The following is an 18,334-nucleotide window of genomic DNA, read 5'->3' on the forward strand; positions in this document are numbered from 1 at the left end:
ACTCCCTTTTTTCAAAAAATATACACTAATAAACGTTCAAATTTAGCGTTTATCTATTAATTTCATATTATTATCTCAAAGTACTATTGTCAATTTCATGGTACTTATGCCTGGCATAATAGTTATAAATATAAACATTGGAATTCCAATGTTTATATTTATAGTTTCTATATTATAACTATATTTTATTTGTTAAGATTTTTTATTATATATATTAATTAATATTAAATTTATAATTAAAATAATTATTTTTTATACTTAAAATAAGATAAAATAAAAAAATTCATTAATTAGGAAATATTTTCCTATTAATGAATTAAAATTCAAACATATTTTTATCAAAAAATAAAATATAAAACTTTTCAAATTATTGTTTTTAATTGCTATCTAAAGTATATGTTTTTACAAACTAAAACCCCCAAATCCTTGTTGGAATTTAGGGGTTCTAGTATGTCAGAGTTACTGCTGTTTTTAATATTGCATTTATTTATCTACTACCAAGTATATAATCCATAACTACTTCTGGAACGTAATTTCCTCTAGACAATACTATTGGATAACTATTCTTTGCTGCATATGGTGCTCCAACTATTGCATCTGGGAATACTTCTCCACTTGCTATTACTGCATGTTTTGGTTTTACATATACTTGTTCTGCCACTAATACTGATGTTTCGTATCTATCAGCACCAGCTATTCTATCTACTGTTGCAAATTTCTTAACTTCATTTGCTACTGCTCCTGATACTGAATTAACTCCACCACCAATAGTAACCTTAGATAAGCTCCAGTCTTTTATTGTTTTTGCTGTACTTGCCGGTAACTCCCTTGGTTTTGTTAATAGTATTGGCATATTTTGTTCTACAGCCATGGATGTCATAGCTATGGCATCTGGGAAGTTTGTTCCATCGACTAATACCCCATCTGTTTTACTTCCTGTTAAACTTCTTACTTGGTTTCCTACAAGTATTGCTGTATCATATCTGTCTGGTCCACCAATTCTTTCAACTGTATAAGCAGATAGTTCTTTTTCTACTTTTTCAGATATTGAATTATTTCCGCCTACTAATATTACTTTAGTCGCTCCAAGTCTGTTTATTTCAGCTTTTACTTCTGCTGGAATAGCATTTTTTCTTGTTAACATTATTGGTGCATCTAATTTATTTGCAAGTACGGTTGCTGTTAATTCATCTGTATATTTTTCTCCACTTGCCAGTAATACTATATTGGATTTGTTATATTCCTTTGCTACAGCTGCTGATGTACCATAACGATCTTTACCAGCTAGTCTATATTGTACAAAATCCATTAATTGATTTTCAATATTTTCAGTTAAGGTAGACCTTCCACCTATTAGGGTTATTTCTTTTATAGTACCTGTTGGTCTTTCTGGCTTACTTGGCTCTGTTGGATTTGTTGGTTCCTCTGGATCTATAACAGATGTATCCAGTACCCACTGGGCATATAATACAGTATTTTCTGTAATATTAAACTTATCTTCTGGATTATAGCCTATTCCACTTCCATCTGCCTTAGTGTTCCATCCATCAAAAGTATAGTCTTCTTTTGCCAAATTTCCTTTATCCAATACAGTTACTTCTTCATCTTTTCCATATGGTGAATTTTCATCTATAGGTGCAGTTCCACTATCAGCTCCATTGGAATTATATTTTACTATATATGTTTCTATAGGAATTAAATCTACAACAGTATTATCATCAAGATGGTCATCAGCCACTCCTTTATACTCTGTTACAGCAGTAAATAAGCTTTTATCTTCAGGGTGACGTCCTTTTTCTCTGTAGTTAATATTTAAATCTGTATTCTCATATTGTCCTATACGGCAAATATTCCCACTACTATCTACTGCCTTTTCACTATAGGTAACTCCACTACTGTTTGGAATAGAATAAGCATAACTTTTTGCCCCTTTTGGTAAAGTCATTTCAGTCACTTTTTTACCGAATTCATCATATGTTTTTATTGTCAAGTCTTCTTTTATTTCTAATAGTGGATTAAAAGTATGGCTTGCCATAGTTTGCATTGAGCCTGATAATAATTTTGCAGTAATGGCATCTCTGTAGAAGAATTTTGAGCTACCGGCAAAATATGCACCTGAATAGGCTTTAACAATAGCATTGTTTAAAATTTTCAAAGTTCCTTCTGTATCTATATTCCTAGGTGTCTGCATACCTGTATCTTTTCCACTGTCATCGTAGTGTTTTCTTCTTCCCCCACCTATTCCAGCACCATAATTACTGGAAGCAGTCACAGTACTATTATCAATCTCAATATTTCCAGCATAGCTAGGAGAGTCTGATTTGTAAAATTGTGAAACACCGGCACCTATTCCAGCGCCGTCTGTAGATTTAGCTATAACTTGCGAATTATTTTTAATGTCAACATCCCACTTATCATTCGAAATTATACCACTACCAATACCTGTTCCACGAATAGATTCAGCATTTATTGTTGCTCCATCTATTAATATATTTGAATAGCTTTGGTTTGGTTCTATTTTACGTTTATTGGTTCCCGCACCTCCTATAGCAGCTCCATCACCTACTAAAACATTAACACTTGCATCTTTAATAGTAATATTCATCCTCACACCATCAATTTCGTTAGCAACTTCAAGGCCAATTCCAGGATGAAAATTATCAATAAAATCACCAACTTCATAATCATCTAAATAATTAAATATATCATTGTCTTTTCTCTCTTGAGTAACGGTTTCACGTCCTAATATATCAATGCTAGTTCTTTTTCCACTAATATTTATTTTCCCTGATAAGTCGTTTCCGAATTTAGGCGGAATATCTATTCCAATTCCTCCACCATTTCTTGTAAATATCTTTATGGTACCACCTGAAATATTTATTTTCCCATTTGGTGATATTATTCCACCTTCATTTCCACCTGTTATAATTGTGGGATTTTCTGAGATATTTATATAGCTAAACTTATTGTCATGTTGAATTGTATTTTGCAGCTGAAATCCTATTCCAGGACCACTACTACCACCTGTAATATCTCCAAAACCAAAGTTTTCCTTATATTTTTCAGGATTATAAACAGCATTATTAACTGCTATTACAGTAGCATTATCTTTAATATTTATTTGACCCAAATTAGTACCATATGCATTTCCAATTGCTGCTACATTACTCCCTCTTGTAGAAGCATTCACCGTAGCATTCCCCTCAATATTTATTATAGGAGAATAAATTTCTTCACCCTTATCGTAATGACCATAACTTTGACCAGAACCTATCCCTGCACCGTTAATAAAGCTTACATTTTTTATAGAGTGTGCGTCTATTATTACATCATCTTTAATTGTAATAGCACCATTTGGTCCTTTAGGTTTACTACCTGGCAAACCGAAATTTAAATAGCCTGATCCAATAGCTGCACCATTACCTAAAGTTTTCGCATCCATCTTTATTTTACCGGTGAAATTTATATCTCCACAACAGTTTTGATAATCTCCACCAATTCCAGCACCTGAATCCGAGTTATTAGTGTTAGTAATATATCCAGCAACCACTTCCAGTTTAGAGTTTTCACCGCCTGTTATTGTTAAAGATGTCCCAGCATTGACTCCAATTGCTGCACCATGTTCATTACCTGTTAGATAATTGTTCTCTCCTTTAACAATTAATTTATTATCCGTATTATCTAATACCTTAATAGCTGAAACACGATTACTGGAATTATATCTTTGAGCTGAACCTCGATAATTATCGATTTTTAAATCTTTTATAGTCAGTTTAGCTCCATTTTTGAGATTGATTTGAAGATATTTAAAAGTTATTTCGCTACTAGCAATTATAGTGACTTCAGCATCATCAATAGTTATCTCTTTAGGTTTTACTAAGTAGTTATCGACTATTCCTGCCTCTTCCGGAAGATTTGAAAAATCATATGTTCCTACAGCTAAAGTTTCAGGTACTTCTTCCCAAGAGTTATACTGAATTGTTTCACTTGCTAAAGGTTGAACTTCTTCCTTAAGCTCTTTAAAAGAATTTTCTAATTCATCTTCATTTCCATTAGAAAGTTTTTTCTCAGTTGGAGCTGTTTTTTCATCTTCTCCTATTGTATCCATTATTTCTTCATTTACTTCTTGTTTAACCTCATTTGAAGCTAAAGTTATCGTATTTGAAAATATAATTATTATTGCCAATATTAAACTTAAATATTTTTTCCTACTAAACGTTTTCATTTCTTACCTCTCACTTTAAAATCATCTTAACAATATTATCTACATATATTAATACTATCCACATACATCAATGTTATCATCTATAAATATATTTTTCAATAAATACAAATAGAGTAGAACTTAGTATTTCACTCTATTTTCATTAATGCTGAATTATTTACTCTTAAGTCAAATAAGCCTTTATTTTCATCAACTATATCCAAAAAAATATTACTCCTACATATCCTTAGTTATATTATTTTCAAATCTTAATTTAATATCTATAAATAAATTAGAATTGTCTCTATGAACAATTCCAACATAAGTTATTCATTTATGGTTAATAGTATCACTTTTATTTTTATACAAATCAATATATTCTGTTGCTATTACACCACCATTAATTCCTAAATTATTTATAAATGCAAAATTATTAAATTTTATTTACACATAACAAAGGAGAGGGTTTCCCCTCTCCTACTAAAAACTATTAAATTATTTCCAATTTATCTACTATATCAAATAAGTAATCTTCTTTTATATCGAAAATTCTTCCGGCATCTGTTGCCTTGGAAATTTCCGGATCAATTGGAATTCTACTAAATGTATCTATCTTTTCATTTTTTGCTATTTCTTCTATTTTACTTTCTCCAAAGACTGCAATTTCTTTTCCACAGTCAGGACATTTTAAATAGCTCATATTTTCTACAGCTCCTATAACATCTACATTCATCATAGTAGCCATTTTTACTGCTTTTTTTACAATCATACTAATTAAATCAGATGGTGCTGTTGCAACAACTATTCCATCTATTGGTAATGATTGAAAAATTGTTAATGGTACATCACCAGTTCCTGGTGGCATATCTATAAATAAATAGTCCAATTCATCCCAAATAACATCTTGGTAAAATTGTTTTACTACTCCTGCTATAATTGGACCTCTCCATATTACAGGATCTTCTTCATTTTCCAATATTAAGTTAACACTTATTATTTTTACGCCATTTTCAGCAACTTGTGGAATTATTTTACCTTCATTATTTGCATAGGCTTTTTCATGAATTCCAAAGTATTTAGGAATACTTGGACCGGTAATATCAGCATCTAAAATACCGACCTTATAACCTTTTTTTGCCATTTCTGAAGCCAGCAAGCTGGTAATTAAAGACTTTCCAACTCCACCTTTACCACTTACTATTCCTATTATTTTTTTTATTTTAGTACTTTCATCAGGTTGTATTAAAAAACTGCTTGGTGCAGTTCTGTCTGAACATGTTTGACTACAATCTGAGCAATTTGAATTACAATCAGCCAAAATTACTCCCCCTTATATAATTGTAATTATAGCACAATTATTTTTTAGATAATGTGATTTTTATCATTATTTTTTAATTTCATAAATTATTTTATACCCAATTGTTTTTATAAAATAACTTTAAAATAAAATTTATGATTATTTCTAATATTATAAACAATAAATAAAAAAAGAGCATCTCTGCTCTTATTTGTATACAAGGTAATTTTTTTCTTCTATTATTAAGGCTGACAATCTTCCGTTATTTATTTTCTTTTCAATAGTGGTTTTACTTTCTAAGGACTTAAAAATTATTCCATTTACTAAATAAATTTTATTTCCAATAATATTTTTAATAGCTGAAATCTTTATATATGTAGAAGCTCCGTCATTTTTACAAATTGGCTTTCTTGTTTTTATTGGTACAAATATATTTTCCTTATTGTAAACGTAAGGAATATTCTTCTTTATATAAAGATGTTTTTTAATAATTAACCTAACTTGCTCCATATCGAGTAAATCGAACCTTGCCATCTGTTTAAAAATTGTAGATATTCTCCTACTATCTCTTACTAGGGAGCCGTCTAGTAAATATACATAGGTAATATTTCCAATTCCTTCAACATATTTTGGTTCGAGAGCAACTATATCATCTTTAGAATACATATATCCCTCCAGTGGTTAAATTATATCAGAACATATGTTCGGGGTCAATTTTAAATATTTATTATATGTTAATTGTTCTAAATATCCTAAATTATTATTTTAAGTTACATTAATATAGTATTGTGATAATATAAATATAAAGGAGGAAAAAATTATGGAACTTGGAACAAATGCATTAATTAATAGTCCATCATTATGGGGATTAATACCGTTATTAATTTACATAGTATTAATTTTTATGAACCAATCAAATTTAGTAGCTACACTAGTAGGTATTTTTGTTGGTGCTATTATAACGGGACAAAGCCTAGGTATGATGGCCGATAATTTTGCAGCAAGTCTTGGCTCATCTGTTGCTATTATTGGTTTCATCATTATGTTAGGTTCAGGACTAGGAAAATTAATGAATCGCTCAGGTATTACAAAAACTCTGGTTTATTGGATAGTTAAAAGAATTGGTGTTGACACTCAATCAAAGGCAAAACTTGTTATTATAATTGTTTCTATTGTAATTTGTGGTTTGCTAGGCACCTTAGGTGGTGGTAATGCTGTTGTTGCACCAATTATTATTCCAATACTTGCTACTGTTGGAATAACTCCATCGGCTGCATCTTTAATCTTGAAAAACGCCGGTGAAGTTGGGCTTATTTGGGGACCATTAACAGGTGTAACACTTATGTCTTTAAAAGTTACCGGTCTTTCCTATGGAAGATTTATGTTATTTGCAGCAATTCCTTTTGGAGTACTTTGGTTAATTGGTACTTGGATTGGAGCAAATAGAGTGCAAAAACAAACTGTTGGAACTGAAAGTTATGAAATTACAGAAGATATGAAGGTAGAAAATAATCAATCAACTAAAAGGGAAAATATTGCTACAATAATATTCCTTCTAACTTTTATAGCCTTGGTTGTTTATGGAATATTGGCAGAACAAGGAACAAGTTACGCTATTTTAGTAATGGTTGTTTTAATTGTTGTTGTTTCCATAGTTGGCGGAATTAAACCAAAAGAAGCAGAAACTGAGGTTATTTCCGGTGTTGCAAGTATGGCTGAACTATTTTTAATTTTTGTAACAATAGATGTTCTTCTAAACCTTGTTACAGTAGCAGGTGGATTTGAAGCTTTAGCTAACTTTATAGAAAATGCTTTCAACGGTATTGGCGCTACATCTGTAATGTTAATTTCCAGCATAACAGGTGGTTTAGGAATAGAGGCAGCGGCAGTTTCAGAAATTCAAATTATTTCCGATATGTTTGGTGAAATGGCAAGAAATGCTAAGTTACCTATGGAGATGTTCGCTATTTCATTACTTGCTGCAACAAGACTTACCGGTAGTATTTATCCAACTTCAAATTTAGTTGGACAAATGGGAATTGCTCATTCCAGCAATATGAAAAAAGTATTACAAGGTAACTGGATTAGTATAGTTCCAGTTGTAATATTCATAATAGTTTGGGCTTTTGTAGGAGTAAAAATATTATAGGTGAAAATATGAAATATATAGACTTACATTGTGATACTATTCTTCCTCTTATACAACAAGGGGAAAATAGTTCCTTAAGAGAAAACAAAGAACTTGCTTTGGACTTAATTGGATTGAAAAAGGCAGAAGCAATGGCCCAATGTTTTGCTATTTGGATGCCTGTTGCAGGTGATTTAGCCGGAATAGAAGTTTCTGAAGAATTAGTTCCTACCGGCGGAAATTCCGACATAGCTTATATTGACCTTGCCAGTAAAAGACTAAGAAAAGAAGTTTCGGAAAATAGTGACTTAGTTGCATGGGCAAATAATGGAAAAGAAATTGAAAAGAATAATAATAATGGATTAATATCTGCAATACTGACTATTGAAGACGGAAGAGCCGTTGATGGTAAAATGGAGAATTTGAAATATTTTCATGACTTGGGAGTTAAAATAATCGCCTTAACATGGAACTATGAAAATTGTTTTGGATTTCCAAACTCAACTGATAAAAATATTATGAATAAGGGTTTAAAGGACTTTGGTGTAGAGGCAATATCCTACATGAATGAACTTGGAATAGTAGTAGATGTTTCTCATTTATCCGATGGTGGATTTTGGGATGTTGCTAAATATTCTAAAAAACCATTTATAGCAACCCATTCAAATTGCCGAGCTTTAGCAGAGCATCCAAGAAATCTTACAGATGACATGATTAAGGCTATTGGAAATTCCGGCGGAGTTGTTGGATTAAACTTCTCTCCAAGATTTTTGAAAAAAGACGGCAACCATTCTTCCATTGACTTAATGGTAAAACACCTTAATCATATGAAAAATATAGGTGGCTTGGATATTCTTGCCATAGGTACGGACTTTGACGGAACCTGGGCAGATATTATGGACATTAAAAGAGCAGAAAATATGCAATTACTCTTTAATGCCTTGGAAAAAGACGGTTGGAAATATAGGGAAATGGAAAAATTTGGTTATATTAACGCCTTAAGAATTTTTAATACGAATTAAAAAAGAGGGAAAATCCCTCTTTTTTATTTACTAGGCCTTACTTCAATAAATTTTGAAATTCCATTATCATTTACAGTAATTAATATAATATCCTCTTCTTTTATTTCATCAACTTCAAGCTTAAATTTCCCATTTTCCACCTGTATGTATTCATTATTTAAATTACCAGTTACATAATTATATATTCTAATTTCCATTGCTCTAATATTTCCATCAACTGTTCCTGAAATCAAACTACTTCCAACCTTTACTTCATCAATTTCCACCTTTCCTTTTGACTCATAATTAACTACATATTCACCATTTACTGTTAGAAGATTATCTTTTCTTGTAAATACCTTCCAAATTTTACCAGCCTTTAAGGGGTCGGAAAATTCTATAATATCCTTAAAATAATAGATATATCTATTATTTTAAGGATATTTAAAATGCCTATTTAGCTGTTAATATTTTCATAAACTCTTCACCGGATATAGTTTCATTTTCATAAAGATGTTTGGAAATCTCATCTAACTTCTGTCTATTTTCCATTAGAATAGCCTTTGCTTTTTCATACTGTTCTTTAATTAATCTTACTACCATTTTATCTACTTCTTTTTGGGTCTCCGGAGAAGATGCTAGTGACGTATCTCCACCTAAATATTGGTTAGTAACCGTTTCAAAAGCTACCATTCCAAATTCTTCACTCATACCAAATCTTGTAATCATTGCTCTAGCTAATTTAGTCGCTTGCTCAATATCATTAGAAGCTCCTGTAGTAATAGTATTAAATACTATTTCCTCTGCTGCCCTACCTCCAACTAAGGTTGTAATTTTATTTTCCAATTCTTCTTTAGAAAGTAGGTTTTTATCAGTTTCTTCAACCTGCATCGTATAGCCTAAAGCACCTGAAGTTCTTGGTATAATAGTAATTTTTTGAACCGGTGCCGAATGGGTTTGTAAGGCTGCTACTAAGGCATGGCCAACTTCATGGTAGGATACAATTAATTTTTCCTTGTCTGAAAGTATAGCATTTTTCTTTTGATAACCTGCAATAACAACTTCTACAGATTCCTCAATATCCTCTTGTTTAACAATATCCCTTCCATCTCTTACAGCTCTTAAGGCCGCTTCATTTATCATATTGGCAAGTTCTGCACCAGATGCACCAGAGGCCATTCTTGCTATAATACCATAGTCAATTCCAGGCTCTGCGTTAATTTTCTTAGCATGGACTTTTAAAATTTCTTCCCTACCCTTTAAATCCGGTAACTCAACAGGTACTGTTCTGTCAAAACGTCCCGGTCTTGTTAAAGCAGGGTCTAATGCTTCCGGCCTATTTGTAGCCGCTAATAAAATTACTCCGGTATTTTCTTCAAAGCCGTCCATTTCAGCTAATAACTGGTTTAAAGTCTGTTCTCTTTCATCATTTCCACCAATATTTCCATCACGTTTTTTCCCAATTGCATCTATTTCATCTATAAAGACAATACATGGAGCTTTTTCCTTAGCCTGTTTAAATAAATCCCTTACCTTAGAAGCTCCCATACCTACAAACATTTCCACAAATTCAGAACCGGACATAGAGAAAAACGGAACCTTGGATTCACCGGCAACAGCCTTTGCAAGCATGGTTTTACCGGTTCCCGGTGGACCAACTAACAGAACTCCCTTTGGCATATTTGCCCCTACCTTAGAATATTTCTTTGGATTGTGCAAATAGTCCACTATTTCTTCAAGGTTTTCCTTTGCTTCGTCTTGGCCGGCAACATCTTTAAAACTTATTCCCTCTTCTGACGGAACATATACCTTTGCATTGCTTTTCCCAAAGGTTAAAGCATTTCCTCCTCCGGCCTTAGAAGCTATTTTCTTAGCCATATAGGCACCAAATAAATAAAAGATTGCTAAAGGTACTATAAAGGAAAGCAAAAAGGATAATATGGGAGAAGTTGGTTTTACAATTTTAGCAGAATATTTAGCTCCTGCCTTATAAAGCCTATCATTTAAGGTTAGATCATTTATTGTTCCTGTTTTATAGAAATTTCCTTCCTTATCTGAAAAGACTATTTCATTTGATGAAAGCTCAACTTCCTTAATATCTCTATCTTCAGTCATTTTCATAAATGTTCCATAGTCTACTTCCTTTACCTTTTGTTCCATTATTAAAGGCTTAATTAATATATTTAGTAATAAGACCACCACCAAGACAATAATATAATAAAATAACAAGGACTTCTTAGGTGATTTTACTTCTTTCATTTTATTCCCCCTTTTCCGATTTTCTATTGTAATTTAACTGACAATTTGAAGCTATTAGAGAGTTATACAAAACATTTACCATAGAATATAAGGCCATGTCTAAAGTAAACTCTGCATAGACAATAATGCTTTCAACTATTCTTTCATCTATTTGCTCATTATTATCCAGATATATATCGTCAATATTTTTTTGAATTTTTTCCACTCTCTTATTAAAATCTAACTGTGCTTTTGCAAGCTCCCTTATATATTCCGACTTACTATTTTCTGAAGAATTAATTAGTTCTTCCTTTAATTGATTGTATATTTTTTTTATTTCATCTAATTCTTCCAAAATAGTATCTTCATTACAAAACTGTATTTCATATATTCTACTTATTAATCTTGTGTATTTTTTATCTATTTCTAATAATTTAGCAGTTAAAATTTCATTACTAGCATTAACCATACAGTACTCCTTTCACTAAATTAATAATATCAAGAAGAGAAGTTGTTAACCACTATCAATATTTACTTACTGTAAATACAAAAAGACAAAAGTGTAAAGAAACTTTACACTTTTGTCTTTTTGTAAAAATTTATTTAAAAATTATTAACTTTCCTGTTAGCAAATTACAAATTTTCTCCGCTAATTCGTCTATTTCCCCTTCATTGTCTCCTACATCGGTGCTAATTAACAAACCTAAAACTCCAAAGGAATAAAATTTTAAAGCAACCTCAAAATCAGAAATAGATAAATTCAGCTTATGACTTTTCTCTAAAAGCATTTTTCCAATATATTTTTTAGTAATTTTAGAAATTATAAATTCAAAATCCTCTCGTCTTTTAGAGTTTTTAATATTAAAAAACAAAGGCTTATATTCTATAACAAATTTAATAAAGAGCTTAATAGAATCCTTCATATTGTCTATTTGTTGACTATTTCTATAAACTTCTTCAATATTTCTTTCAATAATCCAGCTAAATAGGTCGTCAAAATCTTCAAAATGATAATAAAAACTTTGTCTGGTAATATTGCATTTTGCAACAATGTCCTTAATAGTTACCTTATCTATTCCCTTTTCTTCAATTAACTCTCTAGTAGCCGATGCTAGAACTTCTTTCATATCTATTGCCATAATAATCTCCGTTAAATCTAAATGTTTATTTATTATACCATAAAAGACTTTTTTTGTTTTTTATGACTTACTTTCTTCTTTATATTAACGCAGGATGTTTCACTAAACTTCTTTTAAACTAGACAACAGGTTGCCTTTGACCTACCTACAATTTGTAAAACAAATTGGGTTAGCTATTTTAATTATAAGTAATATTTATTTTTATTGTATTTTTATACCTTTCATTTTAACGCAGACTGTTTTTTGCCAAGCTTCTTCGAACCTTGGATAACAGGTTGCCTTTGACCTACCTACAATTTACTTCGTAAATTGGGTTAGGTCATAAAAAATACACCCTATCAATAAATGATAAGGGTGCATTAATTTGGGGTCTAAAATATATTGTATGAAAATAAGTCCTTCACCTTTCATAACTTCTACATTAGAATATCATATTTTAATACCTCTATTATTACAAAAATATTAATTATACCTAACAATATCCTAACAAAATATTCAAATTCAAACCTAGCTCTATTCTTGCCAACAGATAGATTGAATTTTATTTAAATATACTATCTAACTTATTATATAAATTAGAACTTACTGATGATTTTCCACCAACTATAAATATCTTTTCCATTTCCTCTTTCTTTTTTATATCCATAATATATTTTTCTTGAGAATTTGTTAAAATCTTTCCATCAGTTAAAATAATAGGCGCATTTTCAACCTTAGATAATGAAATTGCTGTCAATGCATCCGGTGATTTATATCCATTTGCAACTATTAGTGTATCTGGACTATTTAGTTTCTTAGCAATTTCTAAAGATGTTTCCTGTCTATTACTTCCGGCTATTCTATTGCTTATATTTATATTGGTACTACTTAAAACATTATCGGCTACAGTGTTTTTTCCACCTACTATTATAGCTGACTTAATATTTAAATCCTTCAGTTCCTTACTAACATAGGTCCTTAAATTTTTTCCATCAGTTAAAACAATACCTTGTTTATTTTCCCTAGCATAAGGTCCTGCTGCTAGTGCATCAACATCTTTACCTTCTAAACCATTTGTTATAATAATAGAATTGCCATAAGAAAAATCTTTTTTTAATTTTTTAAGAATTTCAATAGAAGTTTCATAACGGTCTTTACCTGCAATTCTTTCAATATTTTTCTTTCCTAATTTATTTAACAAATTATATATATAATCTGAAACAGAGGATTTACCACCAATAATATAAATATTCTCTGCACCTGATTTTTGAATATAATCCTGTATTTCCTCTTTCATATTATTTGACTTAACAAGTAAAATAGGTGCATTTAATTCATTTGCTAAGGGTCCTGCTGATAAAGCATCTGCTGAAATATCTCCATTTGCTATAACAATGTTTTCCGTTGTCGGATATAACTTATTTGCTATTTCTAAAGAAGTCAAAAATCTGTCAGCACCGGCTAGTCTTGTAATATTTTCACTTTCTTCATTATGAATATCCAGTTTATTAATATTAGTAACTAAATCCTCCGAATATGCTCTGGCTAAAATAATATCTGTTTCCTTTATTTCTTTAACTGGAATAGTAAAATTATTATTTAATTTTACAGAATACCTAAAAGATTTTTCATCTACAGTATCAATAATATATAAAGCAAAATTTCCTTTTGCCCTTCCTTTTATTTCAGTATCTCCTGCTGAAATAATATCTACTTTTAAATTTAAATCCCTTATAGTTTTTTTAGTTGATATGCTGTCATAATAAACAAAATCTCCTCTGTTATAGACCCTTACCTCTTCATTATTTTTAAGGGCGTTATCAAAAGAAATTGTTCCTATACCATTTTCATTAATAAGACCTGTTTTTAATTCTGAATTTTCGTAGGTTTTTAAATTATGAACATAGGAAGTAAATTCAGTTTCGGGAACACCATAGACCTTTATTTCCTTACTTCCTACAACCGGAGTATCCAAAACTATCTTATTATATACATTCAAATCGGTTAAATAATAATCTCTTACTTCATCCTTACTTCCTACCTTATAATCATCGGTATGCATACTTCCAAATTGAAAATAATCATTATAAAAACTTCCAATATAATATTCCGTTGGATTTTTTATATTAATATTAGAATTTTTACTAACTTTCTGTCTTTGATTTTTAACATTTTTCCCCTCTACAGTTAGTGTAAATCTATCTACTATTTTACTTGGTCCATGTAGATTAATTTGGAAATCGATTTTATTATCTGCTTTAGAATTATTTGGTAAATAGCCAATAATCATAAAGATTGCCATAAAAAAAGACAGTATTCCAAATTTCCTCTTCATATTAAACTCGCTCCCTTCATACTGTACTTAGTATATAATAAATATTAATACTAAAGTTTACATAATAGTTACTATATAATTACAAAATAGTTAAAATTGCCTTACAACATCCTAACAAAAAAGCCATATGACTAAAAATCATATAGCTTAAAAATTATTTATTTTCTTCTACTTTTTCTGGAGTTTTTACATCATTATTTTTTGTAGGATCAGTTGAAATATTTTCTTTTATATTTGTTGTTGGTTTAGTCTCTTCTGTTGGTGTTGTTGGTTTTTCTTCTTCACTTTCGTCAACAGGTTTTTCTACCTTTAAAGCCTTTAATTCTTTCTCAATATCTGAAGAAACTGAATTTTCTCCACCAACAATAATTATTTTTTTAATATTTTTATTTCCTACAATATATTCCTTAGTACCTTTGGAAAGTGTTTTTGAATTAGTTAAAAGTACTGCTCCATTGTTCATACTTGCTACTGGTGCAGAAGCTAAAGCGTCCGGAAAATCGTAACCATCAACAAGAACTACTGTGTCAATATCCTTCTTTAAAACACCTTTGTAGGCTTTGGCAATCTCAACTGCTGTTCCAATTCTGTCAGCGCCAGCATATCTAATTTCTCTATCTAGAGTTTTTGGTACTGAATTTAACCCACCAAATACTATTGCAGCTGGTTTACCGCCTTCAACATAAGGAATTAAAGGCAACCATTGATTTTGTCCAACAAAAGGTGCTGCAGCTAGAGCATCTGCGAAATCATTGCCATTAAAGGCAGCATAATCATCGATAAAAATATTTTCTGTAGCTAAATCTGTCCTTTGTCCCCAAATAGCTACTGCTGTTTCATATCTATCCTTACCAGCAAGTCTATCAACTCTTTTTCTTAACAACATAATTTGTCCTTCAACTTCATCAGATATAGTATTTCTTCCGCCAAGTAAAAATATTTTCTCTGGATTTAATCTTAGAATTTCCTTTTCAACTTCTTTAGGTAAATTATCTTTTCCTGTTAATAGAATAGGAGCTTTTATTTGTGTAGCTAAGGTTCCACCGACTAAAGCATCTGCAAACTTTTCTCCACTTGCAAGAACTACATATCTTGAGCCTTTTTGGAAAGTTTTTTGACTAGCCTTAACTGCTGTTTCAATTCTGTCTGCACCGTCAATTCTTGTTACCTTCATATTAGTTGTTTCTACCTTGTCGTCTGCTTGAGCAATTGTTGGAATAAAAGAACCACAAATAATAGCTAATGATAATGCCAAGCTTCCAACTCTAAATCTTTTTTTCATTTTCTTTTCCCCCTTAATTTATCTTACAAATGTATTATAACAAACAATATTGTCTAATAAATTACAAACCAGTTACTATTCGGTTACAAATTAGTTAATTTTACCTTACAATATCCTAACAAAAAACAAGATTTTGTTATCTATTTGTAATATAAGATTTTTTACAATAAAAAAACCTTATACCTATTTTTATTTAGGTATAAGGTCATTTTTATTGCTATTATCCATTTATAGCCTCTAATTCATTTTCAATATTTGAAGAAACAGAATTTTCTCCACCTACAATAATAATATTTTCTATATTGCTATTGTTTAAAATATATTCCCTTGTCTCAGATGATAATTTTTTACTTCCAGTTAATAAAATTGCCCCATTGTTAATACTAGCTACAGGAGCCGAAGCAAGAGCATCAGGGTAATCTTCGCCATTTACTAAGACAATGGTGTCAATATCTCTTTTTAGTTGACTTTTATAGGCATCTGCTACTTTTGTTGCTGTATCGTAACGGTTTTTACCGGCATATCGAATTCTTTCATTATATCCCTTTGGTACAGAGGATGTTCCTCCAAAAACCATATAATATGATTTTCCGGAACTTACATTTTCCATATATGGATATAAATAAGTAACAGGATCCATTTGACCAACAAAGGGAGCAGCAGCTAATGCATCGGCAAAGTTTCGTCCATCTACAACAGCGTAATAATCTCCGGGGATTATGTATTCAGCAAAACTATATCGTATTTCTTCAATTTTTTTTGCAGTTTCTACTCTATTTGCCCCATATAGTCTTTCAACTTTTGCACCTGTTTCTTTTAAAATATCTCCAGATTTAGCTGAAATAGTATTTGTTCCACCAAGTAAATAAATCTGCTCTATCGATAATCTTTTTATTTCGTCTAAAACCTCAATTGGTACATTATTCTTTCCTATTAGTAAAATAGGTGCTTTGATTTGTGCAGCTAAGGTTCCTCCTACTAAAGCATCGTGGTAGTCTTCACCACTGGCAATAATAATATATTTAGAATTACTAAAAGTACCTCTGCTTATATTAATAGCTGTTTCATACCGGTCCTTGCCGCTTAATCTTCTTATATTCAAGCTATTGTCAGCCTTAGAAACAACAGGATAAATATTAATAATTAATGTTAAGGCTAAAAGTAAACCTGTAAATTTTTTTCTCATTTAATCCCCTCCCAAATATTATTATACAATACTATTGTTACTAAATACCAACCTTCAATAAAAAATACAGGTACTCCTATATTTTATAAGAGTACCTGTATTTTTATTTTTTACTTTTAATTACTGTTGATAATTCTTGGATACTATTAGATAGGTTTTCTAATTTATTTTCAATTCTAGCTAACAAGAAAACTGTTATTACAATTGGAAAACCAATATTAGCAATATATCCTAAAATCTCTTCCATAATTTCACTCCTTTAAAAATTAAAAGGAGCAAGGCTCCCTTTAATTAAGCTATATTAAATTCAGTGTAAGTTGTTTCTACTACTTTAGCTTCAACAGCCTTAGTCATAGTACCTTTTTTCCCTTGTAATGCATTTGACTCAGCAATATTTACTATAGCAGCCTTAACAACTTCGTCTGTTAAACCATTTTTAATATTATCTACTCTTAATTGCAAAGTTTCATCTAATTCATTTGCAAATTTCAACATTAAATAACTATTCATACTTACCTCCTTTCAAAAATTTAATCAAAGCTAATCTAAAATAGCTTCTTCAATTCTGTAAACATTCTTATTGTTTCCTTCAATTAAAGTTAGAACTGCATCTCCAGCTTTTTTTAGATTCTCATCACTTGCTGAACTGTTTATTGAAGAATACGTTTTTGACTTGTTTACATTTTTCTCTCCATCATTAATAGTAAAGGAGACCTTTAATTTAACTTTTTCTACAGTCTTCATTTTCTCACCTCCTATTTATATATTGCTTTAATCCTTAAAAATTACCATTATTAATTAAAGTTTTCTTTAAACTCTTTAAACCATTGGTTTTTGTATTTACAATAGTCCTATAGGATTTACCATATTTACTAGCAATTTCCTTTAAACTCATATCCTTAAAATAAAAATCTACAATAATGTTTTTTTGATTTTCAGTAAGCTTATTTAAGCCATAATATAAGATTTGATTTCTTTCCTTAATACTATAATCTTCCTCAATATTTGTGCTGTCTGTAATTAAATCTATTAAAGAAATATTTTCTTCCCCTTCTATTTCCTTATCTAAGGAAATATAGTCATCTTTTATATTGTTTTTCCCTAAATAAAAATAATATATTCTGGACTTTAAATATCCGGAAAATGGAATATTCTTACTTTCATCAAAATCTAAAATAGCTTCACAAATTTCTAAAACCCCTTCCTGTAATAGCTCTTCAAATAAATTATGCTTATTATAGAACTTTTTAATAGCAGAAATTAACAAGGGTTTGTAACTTTCAACAACAATATGGGCCTTTGAAATGTCCTTTTCTTTAATAATTTTCTCAACTAAATTTACCAATACTACGCCTTTCTTGCAGCTGCAGTAAATTCCTAGGTAAATTAATTGTATAGTCTTGTTCACTAAAAGAAAAAATAAGAATAAGCACCCATTCTTCCCTTAAAATTAAGAATGAATACCTATTCTTCCTGTTTTCATTAAGAATAACCCCTTATTCTTATAAAAATTCAACTATTCCTTGTTTTTGGATAAAAAAATAC

16 protein-coding genes are annotated in these 18,334 nt (G+C 30.3%); 2 read left to right on the plus strand and 14 right to left on the minus strand.

Translation table 11 applies throughout. The features are described 5' to 3' along the window. Positions 1-487 precede the first annotated feature (487 nt). From JFY71_RS01315 to JFY71_RS01325, 3 genes are all read right to left on the minus strand, one after another. Complete coding sequence (locus tag JFY71_RS01315; protein ID WP_243661251.1) at positions 488-4,225, minus strand: cell wall-binding repeat-containing protein; 3,738 nt, start codon at positions 4,223-4,225, stop codon at positions 488-490. 469 nt (positions 4,226-4,694) lie between these two features. Next, positions 4,695-5,522: an Mrp/NBP35 family ATP-binding protein gene (locus JFY71_RS01320; protein WP_243661252.1), complete on the minus strand. Its 828-nt coding sequence runs from the start codon at positions 5,520-5,522 to the stop codon at positions 4,695-4,697. A gap of 186 nt (positions 5,523-5,708) precedes the next feature. Next, positions 5,709-6,167 (minus strand): hypothetical protein, encoded by a 459-nt coding sequence (locus tag JFY71_RS01325; protein ID WP_243661253.1) that lies wholly within the window; start codon positions 6,165-6,167, stop codon positions 5,709-5,711. Positions 6,168-6,321: 154 nt separating this feature from the next. On the opposite strand from JFY71_RS01325, the gene JFY71_RS01330 reads away from it, so the two are divergent. Continuing rightward, positions 6,322-7,650, plus strand: a complete 1,329-nt coding sequence (locus JFY71_RS01330; protein ID WP_243661254.1) for a TRAP transporter large permease subunit — start codon at positions 6,322-6,324, stop codon at positions 7,648-7,650. A gap of 8 nt (positions 7,651-7,658) precedes the next feature. Then, positions 7,659-8,651: a dipeptidase gene (locus tag JFY71_RS01335; RefSeq protein ID WP_243661255.1), complete on the plus strand. Its 993-nt coding sequence runs from the start codon at positions 7,659-7,661 to the stop codon at positions 8,649-8,651. Between the two features lie 23 nt (positions 8,652-8,674). On the opposite strand, the gene JFY71_RS01340 is transcribed toward JFY71_RS01335, so the two are convergent. The 11 genes from JFY71_RS01340 to JFY71_RS01390 form a co-directional block, all read right to left on the minus strand. Then, entirely contained in the window at positions 8,675-8,917 is a 243-nt protein-coding gene (locus JFY71_RS01340) for a hypothetical protein (protein WP_243661256.1), read from the minus strand. Positions 8,918-9,083: 166 nt separating this feature from the next. Beyond that, the gene (gene ftsH / locus JFY71_RS01345) at positions 9,084-10,889 is read right to left on the minus strand and encodes an ATP-dependent zinc metalloprotease FtsH (RefSeq protein WP_243661257.1); all 1,806 of its coding nucleotides are present in this window, start codon (positions 10,887-10,889) and stop codon (positions 9,084-9,086) included. A gap of 1 nt (position 10,890) precedes the next feature. Continuing rightward, positions 10,891-11,337, minus strand: coding sequence for a hypothetical protein (locus JFY71_RS01350; protein ID WP_243661258.1), 447 nt, complete (start codon positions 11,335-11,337; stop codon positions 10,891-10,893). Positions 11,338-11,467: 130 nt separating this feature from the next. Then, a complete protein-coding gene (locus tag JFY71_RS01355; RefSeq protein WP_243661259.1) occupies positions 11,468-12,007 on the minus strand; it encodes a TetR/AcrR family transcriptional regulator in 540 nt (179 codons plus the stop codon). A 541-nt stretch (positions 12,008-12,548) separates the two neighbouring features. Further along, positions 12,549-14,321: a cell wall-binding repeat-containing protein gene (locus JFY71_RS01360; protein WP_243661260.1), complete on the minus strand. Its 1,773-nt coding sequence runs from the start codon at positions 14,319-14,321 to the stop codon at positions 12,549-12,551. A gap of 154 nt (positions 14,322-14,475) precedes the next feature. Beyond that, positions 14,476-15,603 (minus strand): cell wall-binding repeat-containing protein, encoded by a 1,128-nt coding sequence (locus tag JFY71_RS01365; RefSeq protein ID WP_243661261.1) that lies wholly within the window; start codon positions 15,601-15,603, stop codon positions 14,476-14,478. Positions 15,604-15,823: 220 nt separating this feature from the next. Beyond that, positions 15,824-16,789, minus strand: a complete 966-nt coding sequence (locus JFY71_RS01370) for a cell wall-binding repeat-containing protein (protein WP_243661262.1) — start codon at positions 16,787-16,789, stop codon at positions 15,824-15,826. A gap of 103 nt (positions 16,790-16,892) precedes the next feature. After that, on the minus strand, positions 16,893-17,036 hold the full coding sequence (locus tag JFY71_RS01375; RefSeq protein WP_243661263.1) for a YvrJ family protein: 144 nt from the start codon (positions 17,034-17,036) through the stop codon (positions 16,893-16,895). A 44-nt stretch (positions 17,037-17,080) separates the two neighbouring features. Further along, complete coding sequence (locus JFY71_RS01380; protein ID WP_243661264.1) at positions 17,081-17,299, minus strand: DUF2922 domain-containing protein; 219 nt, start codon at positions 17,297-17,299, stop codon at positions 17,081-17,083. A gap of 30 nt (positions 17,300-17,329) precedes the next feature. Beyond that, on the minus strand, positions 17,330-17,533 hold the full coding sequence (locus tag JFY71_RS01385) for a DUF1659 domain-containing protein (protein ID WP_243661265.1): 204 nt from the start codon (positions 17,531-17,533) through the stop codon (positions 17,330-17,332). A gap of 34 nt (positions 17,534-17,567) precedes the next feature. Continuing rightward, positions 17,568-18,134 carry a sigma-70 family RNA polymerase sigma factor gene (locus JFY71_RS01390; protein WP_243661266.1) on the minus strand — a complete coding sequence of 189 codons (567 nt, stop codon included), beginning with the start codon at positions 18,132-18,134 and terminating at the stop codon, positions 17,568-17,570. Between the last annotated feature and the right edge of the window lie 200 nt (positions 18,135-18,334).

It is taken from the genome of Miniphocaeibacter halophilus (assembly GCF_016458825.1).
Taxonomy (GTDB): Bacteria; Bacillota; Clostridia; order Tissierellales; family Peptoniphilaceae; genus Miniphocaeibacter; species Miniphocaeibacter halophilus.

What these genes read in the sequence shown, in the direction of transcription:
- JFY71_RS01325 (WP_243661253.1), bottom strand. Translation starts at nt 6,167, where the DNA reads ATGTATTCTAAAGATGATATAGTTGCTCTCGAACCAAAATATGTTGAA.
- JFY71_RS01370 (WP_243661262.1), bottom strand. Translation starts at nt 16,789, where the DNA reads ATGAGAAAAAAATTTACAGGTTTACTTTTAGCCTTAACATTAATTATT.
- JFY71_RS01360 (WP_243661260.1), bottom strand. Translation starts at nt 14,321, where the DNA reads ATGAAGAGGAAATTTGGAATACTGTCTTTTTTTATGGCAATCTTTATG.
- JFY71_RS01350 (WP_243661258.1), bottom strand. Translation starts at nt 11,337, where the DNA reads ATGGTTAATGCTAGTAATGAAATTTTAACTGCTAAATTATTAGAAATA.
- JFY71_RS01380 (WP_243661264.1), bottom strand. Translation starts at nt 17,299, where the DNA reads ATGAATAGTTATTTAATGTTGAAATTTGCAAATGAATTAGATGAAACT.
- JFY71_RS01375 (WP_243661263.1), bottom strand. Translation starts at nt 17,036, where the DNA reads ATGGAAGAGATTTTAGGATATATTGCTAATATTGGTTTTCCAATTGTA.
- JFY71_RS01335 (WP_243661255.1), top strand. Translation starts at nt 7,659, where the DNA reads ATGAAATATATAGACTTACATTGTGATACTATTCTTCCTCTTATACAA.
- JFY71_RS01365 (WP_243661261.1), bottom strand. Translation starts at nt 15,603, where the DNA reads ATGAAAAAAAGATTTAGAGTTGGAAGCTTGGCATTATCATTAGCTATT.
- JFY71_RS01330 (WP_243661254.1), top strand. Translation starts at nt 6,322, where the DNA reads ATGGAACTTGGAACAAATGCATTAATTAATAGTCCATCATTATGGGGA.
- JFY71_RS01355 (WP_243661259.1), bottom strand. Translation starts at nt 12,007, where the DNA reads ATGGCAATAGATATGAAAGAAGTTCTAGCATCGGCTACTAGAGAGTTA.
- JFY71_RS01315 (WP_243661251.1), bottom strand. Translation starts at nt 4,225, where the DNA reads ATGAAAACGTTTAGTAGGAAAAAATATTTAAGTTTAATATTGGCAATA.
- ftsH (WP_243661257.1), bottom strand. Translation starts at nt 10,889, where the DNA reads ATGAAAGAAGTAAAATCACCTAAGAAGTCCTTGTTATTTTATTATATT.
- JFY71_RS01385 (WP_243661265.1), bottom strand. Translation starts at nt 17,533, where the DNA reads ATGAAGACTGTAGAAAAAGTTAAATTAAAGGTCTCCTTTACTATTAAT.